The organism is Novosphingobium sp. BL-S-19 (genome assembly GCF_055521675.1).
In genome coordinates this window covers 3,135,740-3,150,891 of record NZ_CM145498.1, presented here as the reverse complement: position 1 = coordinate 3,150,891, position 15,152 = coordinate 3,135,740, and the positions used below count along the sequence as shown (strand labels likewise).

The window sequence follows — 15,152 nt, the reverse complement described above, 5'->3', positions numbered from 1 at the left end:
TGACCTCGTTATAGCTAATGATAACGAGTTGCAATAATGGAGCGAGGATTTCTAACAGGCCGGCAAGTTGGGGTTTCGGGGGCGGGGCTGGCAGTGTTTCGGATAGGTGAATCGGATTTCGGAACTTCGCCCAGATCCGCGTGTTTATCTTATGTGTCCCCTGATGGCTCCGGGCAGGTCGGTCTGCTCGGAGCCATTTCGTTTAGAGCAGTTTTCAACCCGACTGCGCCGGGTTGACTGCTCTAAGTTTTTGGTTTGGCGCATTTTCCGAGTCATCAGGTGATTCCACCTGATTAGAAAATGCTCTACAGCCACCTGGTGTGCTTGAACCAGCTGAACAGGCCGCCGCACAGCACCGCGATCACGCCCAAGACGATGAAATAGCCATAGCGGGTGTGCAGTTCGGGCATGTTCTCGAAATTCATGCCGTAGATGCCGGCGATGGCGGTCGGCACTGCCAGGATCGCCGCCCAGGATGCGAGCTGACGGGTGATCTCGCTCTGGCGCTGTGATTCCAGCAGGTGGCTGACTTCGAAGACCGAGGTGAGCACTTCGCGCAAGTTCGCCACCATCGATTCCACCCGCCGGACATGGTCGAACACGTCGCTGAAATAGGGCTTCACCGCCGCATCCAGGAACGGCATGTCGAGGTGGACCAGCTTGCTGCACACTTCGCCCATCGGCCCCAGCACGCGCTGGAAGCGGATCAGTTCGCGGCGCAGCGCGAAGAGGCGCATCACCTGCTCGCGATCGAGAAATGCGTCGAGCGCCTGCCGTTCGATCTCCAGCACTTCCTCCTCGATGGTCTCGACGATCGGCAGGTAGCCATCGACGATGAAGTCGAGGATCGCGTGCAGCACATAGTCCACCCCGTGCTGCAGCAGCGTCGGCGCCGCCTCCAGCTGGGCGCGCAGCGTGGTGTGCGCGCGGGCGGAGCCGTGGCGAACGGAAATCACGTGATGCGGGCCCACGAACATCGAGGTTTCACCGTAGACGATCGTGTCGTTTTCCAGATGCGCGGTGCGGGCAACGACGAACAGCTGATCGCCATAGACGTCCACCTTGGGCAGCTGATGCGCCTTCAGCGCGTCTTCCACCGCCAGCGGGTGCAGGCCGTAGGTCTTCTGGACGGCCCGCAGTTCGGCCTCGCTGGGTTCGTAGAGGCCGATCCACACGAAGTCCCCGTCCTGCCGCATGGGCGGGCAGCTTTCGAGCGACACGGGCTCGGCAGAGCGGCCGTTGTGGTAGAGCTGGGCGGCGATGACGGTCATTTCTGGTCCCGGTTGAGGGGCTTGGGGCGTGACATTAGCGACAGGTCACGGTGCGGGACAACTGTCTGTGCGGTGGGCGAAGTGGAGAAGTTCTTTGTTCGGAATGGGGGAGGTGATGAAAGCTCAGCCCCGGCCCCTCCATCTTGCGGGAGAGGGGCGAAACTTGCGAAGTGTAGCGGTGTGAGTCCCAGCGGTGTGGGGGAACGCTACGGCTGCTAAAGCCTCCCTAGCCGCTGTTACCCGATATGATATTATGCGGTCTCGGAGGTTGGCGCATGGCCCTGGTCATTATTGCTGTTCTCTTTGCTTTGGCGCTTTTCGGTCTGGCGCGATCGGCAAACGTTCGGTTTCGTCTTGAAGATCGATTGCCGATGCAGTGGTGGCTGGACGGTAACGTGACGTGGTCAGCGCCGCGGCCAGTGGCCCTTGCGTTTATTCCGACGTTGGCAATCTGCGTGCTTCTGAGTTTTGTAGTTTTGTCACTCTGCGTGCAGCCCAGGCTTGGCCAAGAAGGCATGGTGGTTCCGACACTCATCGGGATTGGCGCTTTATTCGTTGTCATCCAGCTCCTTCACGTCTGGATGATCGACAAGACGCTCCGCAGGAACGGCAGCTAACCATCCTCGTCATCCCCGCGAAGGCGGGGATCCCGCTTCCTCTCCGGCCTCGCAAAGACAAGCGGGGCCCCCGCCTCCGCGGGGGCGACGGGAGTATTTGGGTTGGTCGTTGGGACGACCTTACGAACCGGTCTTCCTCTGCCCTCCGCGCAGTCTCCCCACACTTCGTCCGTCGCCGATCAGCGCTTGCAGGTCCAGCAGCGCGCGGCCGGTTGCGACGCCGCCGTTGCAGGCGATGAAGCGCGGTTCCCATACCGGAGAGAACTTCTCCTTGTAGTTGCGCAGGCCCTCGAAGCCGTAGAACGCGGCGCCGTGGCGGAACAGCATCCCGGCCGCGCGGGCCCATGTCGGGGCGAGGCGGCGGGCCTCGATGCCCGATAGCGGGGCAAGGCCGAGGTTGAACCATGCATAGCCCTCCTGCCGGCCCCAGAGCATCAGGCGGGTGAACAGGAAGTCCATGCAGCCATAGGGCACTTCGGCGCGGTGGCGCATGAGGTCTACCGAAAGTTCCTCGCGCCCCGCCGTCTTCCAGAGGTTGGCGAAAGCGACGATCGTGCCCTGCTTGCGCACCACGGCAATGTCGCAGCGGGCGATATAGGCCTCGTCGAAGCGGCCGACGCTGAAGGCTTTCTCTCGCTGGCCCTTGGCGTGGAGCCACTCGTCGGAGACCATGCGCAGTTCGCCCATGATCGCGGGCACGCGGGCGGCGGGAACGATGGCGAATTCCGCGCCCTCGCGCTCGGCGCGGCGCATGGCGTGGCGCAGCGGGCGGGCGCCGGGGCCGTCCAGCGAGAAGTGGGCGAGGTCCACGCGCGCTTCCTCTCCGTACTTCATCAGTTGCAGGCCCATGTCGATGGCGATGGGCAGCACGGCGGGGGTCACCTGATAGAGCAGCACGCGGCCCTGATTGGCGTCCGCCCGTTCGCGCAGGCGCCAGAGCAGGTCGGGCCAGTCGGCCTCATCGCCCACCGGATCACCCATGACGATCCACGAATGGCCGCGCACCTGATACATCAGCAGGCTGCGGCTGTCCGGCCCGGCCAGGAACAGCTTGTCTCCGGTCAGCGCCAGCATCGATTCCGAACGGACGGCGTGGGTCAACGCCTCGTCCACGTCCACCGGCGCCTCGTCGGGCCGTGCGCAGTGGCTGGACGGGCGCAGCAGGGCCAGCACGACGAAGGCGCCCGTCGCCACCGCCACCGCGAAGCTGGCGCGCATGTAGCGGGAGGCATCGCCCGACCATGCGAACTTCCACCAGAGGCTGCCGCGATAGGCGGGGAAGGTCTGGGTGAAATAGCCGATCACGATCACCAGTGTGATCGTCGCCACCATGGCGAGGATCCAGTTGGCGCTCATCACATCGGTGGTGAGCGCGGTGCGCCGCCAGAAGCCCTTGCGTGCCAATTGCAGAACGCCGGCGACGGCCAGCAGGGTCATCGCCTCTTCGTAGTCCAGGCCCTTGACCAGCGAGAACACCGCGCCTGCCACCAGCAGCGCGCGGGTCAGGATGAAGGCGGCGTCCAGCCGGCGGTAGAGCGCCGGGGCCAGCACCAGCAGCAAAGTGCCGACAAGGCTGGCGGCGATCTGGCTGGCTTCGACGAAGGGTAGCGGAACGATACCACGGATGGCGGCCATGCGCTCCGGCAAGGCAGGCGTCGCGCCCGAAAGCAGCAGCACGCCGCCGCCGAGAAAGACGAGCAGCGCGATCACGCGTGGGGCGAGCGCGGTCAGCATCGTCTCGCCCGCTTTCAGGGCAAGGCCGGCAGGACGCTTCCAGCGGGCATGTTCGTGATGCAGCAGCAGAACCAGCGCACCGGCCAGCGGCAGCAGGTAGTAGACGATGCGGTAGACCAGCAGAGCGGAGAGCAGCATCCCCGGCGGCACTTGCGGGCAGAGCGCGACCACGGTCGCCTCGAACACGCCCAGCCCGCCGGGAACGTGGCTTACCAGCGCGACGACGATGGCGAGTACATAGGCCAGCAGCAACGGCGCATAGAGCGCGGGGGCAGCATGGGGAAGCAGCACGAACAGCGCGGCGCAGGCGGCGCCGATATCGGCCAGCGCCACCGTGGTCATGCGCGCCATGCCGGCGGGGCCGGGCAGGTGCCAGCGCCTGCCGATCAGCGCGACGATCCCCAGCAGCGCCAGCAGACCGGCGCCGGTGGCGTGCTGCATCGCCAGCGGCAGGACATGGCCTGCCACCACCAGCGGGCGCTGATGCACCAGCAGCGCCAGCGCGGCGGAGGCCAGCACGCCGGCCCAGAACGTGACCCCGGCGATGGCGGTCACGCGGGCGACATCGCCCGTCGTCAGCCCGCGCGCGCCATAGACGCGCAGGCGCGCGGCGGCGCCGGTGATGATGCCGAAGCCCAGATTGTGGCTGACGGTATAGCTGGTGAAAGAGGCCAGCGCCGCTGTGCGCCAGGGCAGCGGTTTGCCGATCGCGCGCAGGGCCATGACGTCATAGATGGTCAGCAGCAGGTAGCTTGCGGCCGTGAAGCCCAGCGCTGCCGCCAGCCGCCACGCGGGCAGGGCGCGGGCATCGCGCAATACGGCGTGAAGGTCCAGCCGGGTCGCCATGTGGTGCAGGCAGATCCCGGCCAGCAGCAGCACCAGCGCCGCCAGCGCCAGTTGTGCGGGAACCGCCAGCTTATGAGCCAGCGGTTTCAGGTGCGTCAGGCGTTTCTGCAATGGCATGGTCATCGTTGTCGCATCCCCGTTCCCCCCGGATCGCTTATCGTCTCGTCCAGACCTGGGACTTGCAGAGCAGTCCATGCAGGATGCAGCCGCTGATCTTCAGGTGGCCGTCATCGGGCTGGTGAATGCGCGAGAAGAAGGTGGAGCCCATGTCGGGCACGAAGACCTGCCCCTGCCAGTTGCCGGCATCCTGACGGCGATAGCCTTGCAGCAGCTGGGTGCCGACAAGGTGCTGCACCCCGGCATCCGACGCGTCGGCCAGCGCTTGTCCGCCTACCCATGTCACCGTGCCGCAGAGCAGTGCGCCGCAGGGCGCGACCGAGACTTCCACGTCGCCCGCCGGATTGAGCCAGCGGCCAAACGGATTGAGCGTGGCGGGTTGTGCCACCGTCGGCACGGCCCCGGCGGGAGCGACTGTCGCCAGTGCAAGACCCAGAAGAAGGGTGCGGAAGGGGGCGGTCATGCGGCGGGTCATGAAGTGGACTCCGGGAAATTCAGGCTCTTGGCGGTTTGGAAATGGCCGGCGATCACGGTGCGCAGGGTCGTGAACAGCCGGTCGGCGTCGTGTTCGAGGTAGTGGTCGCCGGGCAGGGCAAGCTGGGTAAGGTGGGGAAGGTGCAGCAGCGGGCAGAGGCTGTCGGTCTCCTGCGCGCCGCGGATGCAGACCACGGGCACCCAGTCCAGCTTGCGTGCGGTGACGATGGCGGGCGCGTCGGGCGTGGTCTTGTCCAGCCATTCCAGCGGGGATACGCGCAGGAACACCGTGCGTGTCGGCACCGTCAGCACCACCAGCGCAACGTGGGCGCGCAAGTCTGCCGGCAGGTTCTCCAGACCGACATGGACCATGTCTGCTCCGAACGACTGGCCCAGCACGACAACCTTGTCGACATGGCCCAGCGCCATCGCATCGCGGATCGCCTGCGCCATCATCGCGGTCACTTCGGCGGGGGTGCGGCGCACGCGGAAATAGTTCAGCGAATTTACCGAGACGGTGGCGACGCCGTGTTCGGCAAGGCCCTGTGCCACTGGGGCGCCCATGCCGGCACGCGGGCCCATGTCGCCCGAAATCAGCACGGCGGCATAGTCCTTGCGGGCATCGCCGCCTGCGGGAAGCTGGCGGAACGGGCTGGCGTCGAAAGCGCCCAGCCATGCCAGCCAGCCGATCACGCCCAGCACGATCACCACGATCGCGACAAGCGCGTAACGCCCTTTCCTTCGGCTCTTTCGCTGAAATGTTGCAGCCCTGTTCATGCTGCCTCCCTGCGCCCACGGTCCTTGCCGCAGCGTGGAGCGAACATGGAATTTCCTTAATGTGACAATCGCCGCTGGCACTGCGATACGTAAGGGCAAGGGTGTGCTTGAGCCGCCGGCTTTCGCGTATCGACCATCGTGTATCGACTATCGCGTGCCGGAGGCGTGGATTTTTCCGTTCGATGACCGAAGCTGACGACACCCATAGAGATTCCGACGCCAAGAACCGCGTGTTGGACCTCCTGCCGATGCTGGGGGCGCTGCTGGTCGTGACCGGCGCGCTGACCTGGGGCGACCTTTGGGCGCAGCACCATTTCGGGCTGGGCGGCCCCGATGCCGTATCCGTGCAGGACAACACCGCGCGGGACGAGGCGAGCCACCGCGTGCTGGACTTCACCGCCGACGATCTGCCTGATGGAAAGCCGGGGCTGGTGATCACCTCCGTCCGCTCGGACGGCTATGCCGAACATGCCGGGCTGGTGGTGGGCGATCGTATCGTCCATGTCGATGGCCGGCAGCCGACCTCGTTCTCGTCGCTGGCGGAGGAGTTGTCTGAGCGCGGGCGGCAGCCTATGCATCTGGATGTGGTGCATCTGGGGGCGGTCCGCAGGATCGACCTTGCCGGTACGCCGCAGTCCGGCAATCCCTGATCTGCCGGAGCGTTCAATGCTGGCGGAGGCGGGAAAGCAAGGCATGGGGCACAAGCTGCTGGTGGTCGAGGATGACGAGGCCACTGCCATCTACATCGTCAAGGGTTTTGCCGAGGAAGGCTTCGTGGTCGACCGGGCCGGCAACGGGCGTGACGCGCTGTTCCTTGCCAGCGACGGCACGTACGATGCGATCGTGCTGGACCGGATGATCCCGCAGATGGATGGCATGTCGGTCCTCGGGGCCTTGCGCGCGGGCGGGATCGAGACGCCGGTGATCGTGCTTTCGGCGCTGGGATCGACCGACGACCGCGTGACCGGGCTGACCTCCGGCGCGGACGACTATCTCACCAAGCCTTTCGCCTTCGCCGAACTGCTGGCCCGCGTGCGCCTGCTGGTGAAGCGCGGCGTCAGCCAGCCGGCGGTGGAGACGCGGCTGACTTGCGGCGATCTGGAAATGGACCTGCTGGCCCGCAAGGTGAAGCGCGGCAGCCGCGCCATCGATCTGCAGCCGCGCGAATTCCGCCTGCTGGAATACTTCCTGCGCCATGTCGACGAAGTGGTGACGCGTACGATGCTGCTCGAAGCGGTGTGGGACTATCACTTCGACCCAGGCACCAATGTGATCGACGTGCACGTCAGCCGTTTGCGCCGCAAGCTGGATGAAGACGGGGCGAGCCCGCTGCTGCACACCGTGCGCGGGGCCGGGTATCGGCTGGGCGTTTCGGCTTGAGGGAAAAGGTCCGGCGGCGCGTGGCGCGGCTGCTGCGCTCCACCTCGTTTCGCCTGTTCGTTCCGGTGGTGCTGTTCCAGCTGGTCGCCACCGGCGGCGTGCTGGCCTTCGTATGGATTTCCAGCCAGCAGAGCGTGCATGACGAACAGCACGCACTGGTGGAGGATTTGCGCGACGACCTGCTCGCCGCCTTCGAGGATGGCGGGCTGGCAGGCCTGCGCACTACCATAGACACCCGCTTGCGCGCCGAAGGGCGGCGCGCGCCGGTAATGCTGCTCACCGCGCCGGACGGTCAGCGCGTGACCGGCAATCTGGACGCGCTGCCGCCCCGCGGAGACCAGCGGGGCGACTGGTTTTCGACCACGCTCTACCGCAGCGACTATCCCCAGCCCGAGCAGATGATGCTCACCGAAGTGCGCCTGCCCGATGGATCGATGCTGCTCGCGGGCGTCGAAACCGGGCGCGACCTAAGGCTTCAGCGCAGTTTTGAACAGGCCCTGTTCGCGGCGCTGTTCCTGGCTCTGCCATTGACGATGCTGGTGGCGGTGCTGACCTCGCGGCTGGTGGGGCGGCGCGTGCACGACATGGCGCAGACCGCGCACCGCGTCGGCAGCGGCGCTTTCGACGCGCGCGTGCCGCTGGACGGTTCGGGCGATGCCTTCGATGAACTGGCGGGCGAGATCAACGTGATGCTCGCCCGCATCGAAACGCTGGTGGGCGAATTGCGCGTGGTGGCCGAAGGGCTGGCGCACGACTTGCGCTCGCCCGTCACCCGCCTGCGCGCCGCGCTGGAACAGGCGGCGGTGGAGGCGCACGACCCGGCAGCGGAAGCGGCGATGAACCGCGCACTGGCCGAAGCCGATACGCTGACCCGCATCCTGACGACCGCGCTGCAGATCGGCAGGGCGGAGGCCGGCATCGGCCGCGAACGCTTCGAGCAGACGGCATTGGCCCCGTTCCTGGAAGACCTTGCAACGCTTTACGAGCCTTATGCGGAGGACGAAGGCTTCACCCTCTCTGCCGAGGCGCCGGAGGGACTGACCTGCCTGCTCCACCGCGAACTTATGGTGCAGGCGCTGGGCAATCTGGTCGACAACGCGGTGAAATATGCCGAGGGCGGCAGCCGGATCACGCTGTTCGGTCACCGGCAGGAAGGCCAGATGGTGCTGGGCGTGCGCGACGACGGCCCGGGCATCGCGGAAGCACAACGCGAAGCCGCCCTCCAACGCTTCGGCCGCCTCGACCCCACGCGCGCAGTGGCGGGATCGGGGCTGGGTCTTGCCTTGGTGGAAGCGGTCGCCAAACTGCACGATGGCCGGGTCGAACTTGCCGATGCCTTGGGCGGAGGGCTGGAAGTGCGGCTAGTGCTGGGCGCGGGTTAATCGTTTTGGGCGGAAAGCAGCCAGTCCGCATCCGCCGACAAAGCGGACGCAGAAATGCTTGTGACAATCATTTCAAGTCAGTGAGAGGGTAGAGTAACTTCTCATTTCCAAGTGCGTGGATCATGTCCCGCTTAGATGACCAATAGGCTTCCACGCTATCGACCGTAGTATGAGGTTCGGTGCGAAAGGCACCGTCATTATTCCACCCCCCTAATTCAAGCGCAGACAAGATATGGCAAGCTCCTCGGACGGCCCAAATCAGGTATTCTTTCCATTCCTGTGAGAAATGGCCGAGAACACTGAAATGAGGATCTGGGGAATCCGGGCATGCGCGACTGGCGCCACTAGAATAGTCTGAAAACCAATGTATCCAAAATGTAAGGCCAAGCCACAAATCATGGGCTAGGGGCTCTCCTGGATGGCGAACTAGAGCGAAATCATCAGTCGGAGACCAGCCGGCGGGGAAACTATGGCTGAGCGGCCACCCGTCGACGATAACCGACACTTCCATGACGCCTAACCGCGAAAGCATGTCGCAAGGTGCATTGTGATTGTTGTCACCAAGGTGATCGACGATCCGCACCCTATCTACTTCGTTGTCGCACATACCCCATTCAATTCGCGCGAGTTGTCGCGCGAGGGCTTCGTAATGCTCATTGAGGATGGTTTCCAATTGCATCGGAAACTTATGCCGCGAATTCGATTAATTCTCTCTGAGTAGGTCTTAGATTTCTCGACGCCTACGATTCCAATTTTGAGGAAAGGAGGCGGCGATGGGGAGCCGATGGTGAACGTCATACCTCCACCAAACCCGATGCCAGCGTTGCGGGGGTTTAATCCGAAACCGGCCTGACCGGACCCGCCGACCTTGCGGACGCTCACTGGCCAGCTTCGCAGGCCGCAATGGCCTCTGCCAGCACATTATCGGTCCAGTCATTCTCAGAGCGTAACGCAAACCTCTTCAACGACTCCACCAGGGATGGGTGCGCTATAATCGCCGCTGCCTCGAATATGTTTATCATGGCACGTGGACGCGCAAGCGCGCGCTGGACGTAAGGAAGTGCAAGATCCTTGTCCTTCTGGGCCAGCCCACGGATCGCCTCTGCGCTAACCCGTTCCACGGGGTCATCGGCGCCAGCGATTAAAGCAGCTCTGATAGCAGGAGTATCAACGTCGAGATCCCTAATAATCAGCACTGCACAGTCTCGGTTCGTCTCGTCCTCGTCAGCAACGAAGCCGATCACACGACGCAGGTTTGCTTCCGCAAATTCACTTCCAACCAACGGTACTTCGCCGTTCAATACTTGGACGAGAAATGGTGATGAGGGCTCGTAGGCAGCTTGCATTTGACCGTGTTAATCCGAATTCCGTTTATGTCCGCTCCCCCATAATTCCTGCCATCCAAATCCGCTCAGGCTGAGCTTGTCGAAGCCCCGAGGAGCGGCGCCAGGTTCCCATGCTTCGACAGGCTCAGCATGGGCGAGGGTGGTACCGGGCGGGGGGCGGGAAAACCGGAGGTCTTCGCCTCTGATCAGCCTGGTATTGCTGCCGTCGAAAACGGGGAAAGCACGCTCCAGCCCAGCGTTTCGTAAAGCTCGCGGCCTTCCTCCGTCGCGACGAGAAGTTGGGGCAGGGCGGTATCTCTCCGTTGCGCCCTCAGTGCGTTCATGACCGCATTACCCAACCCCTTCCGCTGGTGTTCGGGGGCGGTTTCGATCCGGTCGTAGATGAACACGCCTGCGGCTTCGACCCCGTGGCCGCTCGCTGCCGGATCGCCGTCCGGGGCCAGTACGCGCAACGAGATCGCCGCACCGTTCCGCTCGGTTTCCAGACGGTAGCCGGCGGGCAAGGGCCTTGGAGTGCCGCTCGCTTCGCGCCAGACCATGAAATAGCCTTGCGGTTGAAGCTGCCACCCCGCCGGCAGCGCTGCCATCAGTTCGTCGGCAGGGCCGCTCAGTTTGATCGGGTGGCGCGGCAGCGCCACTTCGCGGCCGATTTCGCGCAGCCCTTCGCAGAGGCTGGTGAAGACCCAGCGCCGCGTCTCGGCGGGAAGGCCGGTGTCCACCCGCAATCCGCCTCGGTCGGCAACGGGCAGGGGCAGCCCCCGGCCTACGGATCGCGCCGAAAGCCACGCGGCGACCAGTGAGGGGAGGTTGGAATCGTTCGACATTTTTCCAGACTATCAGAGGCCTGCATCCCGTCCATCGCAATGTCTACGCCGCGCGATTGACGGCTTTTCATCCGCTTCCTAAGCGCGGCGGGTTCGTCATTTGCCGCCGAAGGAAGTCCGCGCCATGAGCTTTTGCGACACGATCTGGGAAGAACTCACCTCGCTGCGCCGGGCGATCCTGGACCATCCGTTTCTGACCGAGCTGGCCGAGGGCACGCTGGAGGGCGAGAGTTTCCGTCACTACATCGTGCAGGACAGTCTCTATCTGGCCGAATATGCCCGTGTGCTGGCGCTGGCTGCAGCACGGGCGCCTTCGGCGGCCGGGCGGCTGGAATTTTCGGACGGCGCGAAAGTGGCGGTGCAGGTGGAGGAGGCGCTGCATCAGGCCTTTTTCGCGCAGTTCGGCGTCACCCCTGAAATGGCGCACGGCAGTGCGCCGTCGCCCGAATGCCTGGCCTATACCAGCTATCTTTCCGCGTTGGCGGCGACGCGCAGCTATGAGGAACTGATCGCCGGAATCCTGCCGTGCTTCTGGATCTACTGGGAAGTCGGCTGCCATGTGAAACCGCGCGCCGCCTCGCCCAATCCCTATGCCGCGTGGATCGAGACTTATGCCGCGCCTTCGTTCGGAGAGGCGACGGACCGTGTGCGCGCGCTGGTCGATGCGGCGGCGGAGGCGGCCACCCCGGCCACGCGTGAGGCGATGGCGACGGCCTTCCGCTATGCCGCCCGCTACGAATGGATGTTCTGGGATTCCGCCTATCGCCGGGCCGGCTGGCCGATCTGATCGCCGCATAAGAAAAGGGGCCCTCCGCTCTGGCGAAGGGCCCCTTCCTGGTCGGGAGGCCGAGGGTTAGCCTGCCGTTTCAAGTTCGGGACGGGTGTCCGTCGCGGCCAACGGAACCGCGGGGCTGGCGGCCGGGGTTGCTCCAGCCGGCATGGCATTGACGCGGCCGGTGCGTTCCAGCTTGCCCCAGCCGATGCCCTTGCCGGCAAAGGCGGCGCCCACCGCGCGGATCACCACGCTGTACATCAGCTGACGATAGATGAAGCGCTGGGCCAGCAGCAGGAACGGACGGAACCGCTCCTTGCGCGGGTCAAGCCGATAGGCAACCCAGCCGCAGGCAAGGTCCACCAAGGTGAAGCCCAGCCAATAGGCGCCCATGCGCAGCACATCGGTCTGCGTCTGGGCCCAGCCATGCTGCGAGATGCGCAGCGCGGTGCCGCCGATCGAGATCAGCAGGGCCAGGTCGATCGCGGGGGAGATCACCGCGAAGACGATCTGGAACAGCCAGGCCTGCGGCATGCCGATGAAGGCCAGGCCCGAGGGACGGCCCTTCCTCAGCGTGCCGCGATGCTTCCACAGGCACTGCAGCGTGCCGAACGACCAGCGGAAGCGCTGCTTGGAAAGCGCGTGGAAGCTTTCCGGCGCCTCGGTCCAGGCCACGGCCTCTTCGTCGTAGGCGACCTTCCAGCCCTTGCGCTGGATGGCGATGGTCAGGTCCTGATCTTCCGCCAGCGTGTCTTCGGGATAGCCGCCGACTTCGTCCAGCGCTTCCCGGCGCCATGCACCGACCGCGCCGGGCACGACCATGATGGCATCGAGCTTGGTCAGCGCGCGGCGTTCGAGGTTCTGCGCGGTGACATATTCCACGCCCTGCCAGCGGGTGACGAGGTTGACGCGGTTGCCCACCTTGGCATTGCCGGCCACCGCGCCGATGGCGGGATCGGCGAACCAGCGCACGAGGCGGGAAATCGTCTCCGGCTCGAACTGGGTATCGGCGTCCAGCGCGACCACGATCTCGCCCCGCGCCTGTTTTAGCGCGCGGTTGAGTGCGGCGGCCTTGCCCCCGTTCACCAGCGTCAGCAGTTCGACGCGCGGGTTGTCGGCGAAGGCATCGGCGATGATCGCGCTGGTGCGGTCCTTCGAACCGTCGTCCGCCACGATCACCTGCAAGTGGCGATAGTCGCTTTCCAGCACGCGCCGCACGGAGGCTTCGATCACCCGCTCCTCGTTATAGGCGGGGATGATCACGGTCACGAGCGGATCGCAGGTATCGGCCGGCGCCGCCATCGGCTGCGGGCGGCGCAGCATGGTGGCGAGCGAGGCCAGTCCGATGGAGCGCAGCACGCCCAGCGAGATCGCGAAGAAGAAGGTCCAGTTCAGCGCCGCCAGAATGCCCGCCAGCACCGCGAAGAGGGCGACGTCGGCACGCACGGCGGCAAGGTCCACGCCGTCCACCTTGGGCATGACCTGATCGTGGGTCAGACCGGCCAGCTTGGAGGTCGGCACGAAGGTATAGCCGTCCTGGCGCAGCCGCTGGATGATGATCGGCAGGGCTTCCACGGTCTGCGAACGGTCGCCGCCGCCATCGTGCAGCAGGATCACGTTTTCGCTGCGGTCGGGCGAGGCCGATTCCACCTGTTCGATGGTGCTGTCGATGATGTGCTGGACGCCGGGGCGCTTCCAGTCGTCCGGATCGACGTGCAGGCCGACCACGGTGTAGCCGTGCTGCTGCGCGACGACGACGGGGCCGAGTTCGTCGGCCGTCGTCGGCTCGGCGTCTCCGAAGTAGGGCGCGCGGAACAGGCGGATCGAGTGGCCGGTGGTCGCCTCGATCAGGCGCTGGGTGGCGTTCAGTTCCAGCCCGATCCCTGTGGCGGCTTCTTCCGCCATGTTGGGGTGGGTGTAGCTGTGGTTGCCGATCTCGTCGCCATCGTCGGCGATGCGCTTCACGAGGTCGCGATTGGTCAGCGCGTTCTCACCCACCATGAAGAAGGTGCCGGGGACGTGGTTCTGTTCCAGGATCGCGAGGATCTTCGGCGTCCAGGTCGGGTCCGGGCCATCGTCGAAAGTCAGCGAGACCTGCTTGTTGAGGGCGCCGGTGCGCTTCACGACATAGGGGGTGGGCAGAACCTGATAGGTTTCGGCCGAGACCATGCCGCTGGTCTTGTCGAAGCTGACGGCGCGGGTGCCGTCCTGCGGCGTGGCGGTGACGCGCAGGATTTCGCCCTGGCCTTCCACGTCGACATTGGCGGCCTGCACCAGCGGCTTCAGGTTGGGCAGCTGGCCACCGGTGTGCCACGCCTTGACCGCGCTCCAGAAGCCGGGGTCTTCCGAACCCAGGCGCCAGAGGGCGATGTCGCCCACGCCCAGGCGCGAGAGGATCTTCATCTGGTTCCACGAAGCGGCGGCGTCCAGCATCCACACGTCATGGCGGCTGCCGTCGACGAAGGAGTAACCGGCATTGCCGCTCATCGGATCGTATTGCGGCGTGGTGCTGCTGTCATGCGCGGAGAGCCAGGCTTCTTCGACCGTCAGGCTGTCTGCCTTGCCGTCGTGCCAGTCATAGGCGTATTCGCCCAGCGCCACGATCGCCTTGCCGCGCGGCAGGCCGGCGAGCGCGCCCTGCAGCTTCTGCACGAACCACGGGTTCGAGGCGATCGGGCCGGGGGTGCCGCCCTGCCAGTGTTCGTCATAGGCCATCAGCACCAGACGGTCCGCCACTTGCGCGAAGGCGCGGGTGGACCAGTCCGGGTTGTCGATCGGCATGGTGACCGAGACGAGGCGGTGCTTGGGCGCAATCTGCGCGCGCAGTTCGCTCAGGAACACACGCAGGCTGGGCAGGCTGGCGGCGGGCATCGTTTCGAAGTCGACCATCACGCCGGCGGCGTTGGTCTTGTCGAGATAGGCGACCGTCTGCGCTTCCAGCGCATGGCGGCGCGCGGGGTTGGCCAGCAGCGCGGCGGTCTGCGGGCCCTGCCATTCGCCGTCCTGCGTGTTCTGCAGCACCGGCATCACCAGCGGGCGGTGCAGCGCGGTGGCCATGATGCGGTCGAAACGGGCGTCCGCCTCGATCTTCAGAGCGCCCTTGTCGTCTACCGAGAGATTGGCCGGGGCCACCCAGTCCAGCCGGTCGATATGGCGTTCCAGCGAGGTGGCGCTGTCATCGTTCCACGGGGTGTAGAAGCCCACGGTGATCGGCTTTGCCGCCGGGGTCGGTGCGGGGGTGGCGGGGCCGAACAGGAACTTGCGTGCGCGGCGGGTCAGGTGCCCGATCTGCGCGCGGAAGGGCAGGGGCTGTGCGTGCTCGTAAGCGATCGGCAGCGGCGGCGGCGCCGGCACGGTGGCCACGGTGGTTGCGAACACGGCCGAGGCGGCCAGCGCCACCAGCAGCATGAGCAGCCCGAACCTGCGGACACGGACACGGCGGTTTCCGGTGGGGTCGAAGAAGATCGGTGCAGACACGGCCAGTCTCGCAAGTGCCCCCTCGAAAGGGGACCGGGCGGCTAAGGGGAGCCGCCCGGTTTCAGGGTTTTTCGGGGGTGCGATCCGGGAACCAGGGGCAATGACGAGGGTGCGACTGTCAGACTGTGGTTCCCG

General features: G+C 65.4%; 13 protein-coding genes. 5 read left to right on the top strand and 8 right to left on the bottom strand.

Going from position 1 to position 15,152, the window contains the following annotated elements; genetic code table 11:
* Positions 1 to 305: 305 nt before the first annotated feature.
* Positions 306 to 1,271, bottom strand: a complete 966-nt coding sequence (gene corA / locus ACZ1JV_RS23135) for a magnesium/cobalt transporter CorA (protein ID WP_465150687.1) — start codon at positions 1,269 to 1,271, stop codon at positions 306 to 308.
* 275 nt (positions 1,272 to 1,546) lie between these two features.
* Between corA and ACZ1JV_RS23130 the strand changes: the two genes are divergently transcribed.
* Positions 1,547 to 1,888: a hypothetical protein gene (locus ACZ1JV_RS23130; protein ID WP_465150686.1), complete on the top strand. Its 342-nt coding sequence runs from the start codon at positions 1,547 to 1,549 to the stop codon at positions 1,886 to 1,888.
* Positions 1,889 to 2,008: 120 nt separating this feature from the next.
* Here the strand turns inward: ACZ1JV_RS23130 and mprF are convergent, their stop codons facing one another.
* The 3 genes from mprF to ACZ1JV_RS23115 are packed head-to-tail and all read right to left on the bottom strand — an operon-like array spanning position 2,009 to position 5,836.
* A complete protein-coding gene (gene mprF / locus ACZ1JV_RS23125; RefSeq protein WP_465150685.1) occupies positions 2,009 to 4,591 on the bottom strand; it encodes a bifunctional lysylphosphatidylglycerol flippase/synthetase MprF in 2,583 nt (860 codons plus the stop codon).
* A 31-nt stretch (positions 4,592 to 4,622) separates the two neighbouring features.
* Positions 4,623 to 5,060, bottom strand: coding sequence for a DUF2147 domain-containing protein (locus ACZ1JV_RS23120; RefSeq protein ID WP_465150684.1), 438 nt, complete (start codon positions 5,058 to 5,060; stop codon positions 4,623 to 4,625).
* Positions 5,057 to 5,836, bottom strand: a complete 780-nt coding sequence (locus tag ACZ1JV_RS23115; RefSeq protein WP_465150683.1) for an AcvB/VirJ family lysyl-phosphatidylglycerol hydrolase — start codon at positions 5,834 to 5,836, stop codon at positions 5,057 to 5,059. Before ACZ1JV_RS23115 ends, ACZ1JV_RS23120 begins: the two co-directional genes overlap by 4 nt.
* A 182-nt stretch (positions 5,837 to 6,018) precedes the next feature.
* Here ACZ1JV_RS23115 and ACZ1JV_RS23110 point away from each other — a divergent pair, with 182 nt between their 5' ends.
* From ACZ1JV_RS23110 to ACZ1JV_RS23100, 3 genes are read left to right on the top strand one after another with little or no spacing between them, the layout of a single operon-like run.
* Positions 6,019 to 6,486 carry a PDZ domain-containing protein gene (locus ACZ1JV_RS23110; RefSeq protein WP_465137456.1) on the top strand — a complete coding sequence of 156 codons (468 nt, stop codon included), beginning with the start codon at positions 6,019 to 6,021 and terminating at the stop codon, positions 6,484 to 6,486.
* 43 nt (positions 6,487 to 6,529) lie between these two features.
* Entirely contained in the window at positions 6,530 to 7,216 is a 687-nt protein-coding gene (locus ACZ1JV_RS23105; protein WP_465137457.1) for a winged helix-turn-helix domain-containing protein, read from the top strand.
* Positions 7,213 to 8,598: a sensor histidine kinase gene (locus ACZ1JV_RS23100; RefSeq protein ID WP_465150682.1), complete on the top strand. Its 1,386-nt coding sequence runs from the start codon at positions 7,213 to 7,215 to the stop codon at positions 8,596 to 8,598. The genes ACZ1JV_RS23105 and ACZ1JV_RS23100 overlap by 4 nt, the downstream gene beginning before the upstream one ends.
* 67 nt (positions 8,599 to 8,665) lie before the next feature.
* Here the strand turns inward: ACZ1JV_RS23100 and ACZ1JV_RS23095 are convergent, their stop codons facing one another.
* The 3 genes from ACZ1JV_RS23095 to ACZ1JV_RS23085 form a co-directional block, all read right to left on the bottom strand.
* Positions 8,666 to 9,277: a hypothetical protein gene (locus ACZ1JV_RS23095; RefSeq protein WP_465150681.1), complete on the bottom strand. Its 612-nt coding sequence runs from the start codon at positions 9,275 to 9,277 to the stop codon at positions 8,666 to 8,668.
* 199 nt (positions 9,278 to 9,476) lie between these two features.
* Positions 9,477 to 9,944, bottom strand: coding sequence for a lyase (locus tag ACZ1JV_RS23090; RefSeq protein WP_465150680.1), 468 nt, complete (start codon positions 9,942 to 9,944; stop codon positions 9,477 to 9,479).
* A 185-nt stretch (positions 9,945 to 10,129) separates the two neighbouring features.
* The gene (locus ACZ1JV_RS23085) at positions 10,130 to 10,768 is read right to left on the bottom strand and encodes a GNAT family N-acetyltransferase (RefSeq protein WP_465150679.1); all 639 of its coding nucleotides are present in this window, start codon (positions 10,766 to 10,768) and stop codon (positions 10,130 to 10,132) included.
* Between the two features lie 124 nt (positions 10,769 to 10,892).
* Here ACZ1JV_RS23085 and tenA point away from each other — a divergent pair, with 124 nt between their 5' ends.
* Positions 10,893 to 11,555: a thiaminase II gene (tenA, locus tag ACZ1JV_RS23080; RefSeq protein ID WP_465150678.1), complete on the top strand. Its 663-nt coding sequence runs from the start codon at positions 10,893 to 10,895 to the stop codon at positions 11,553 to 11,555.
* Positions 11,556 to 11,621: 66 nt separating this feature from the next.
* On the opposite strand, the gene ACZ1JV_RS23075 is transcribed toward tenA, so the two are convergent.
* Positions 11,622 to 15,017 carry a glycosyltransferase gene (locus tag ACZ1JV_RS23075; RefSeq protein ID WP_465150677.1) on the bottom strand — a complete coding sequence of 1,132 codons (3,396 nt, stop codon included), beginning with the start codon at positions 15,015 to 15,017 and terminating at the stop codon, positions 11,622 to 11,624.
* Positions 15,018 to 15,152: the final 135 nt, after the last annotated feature.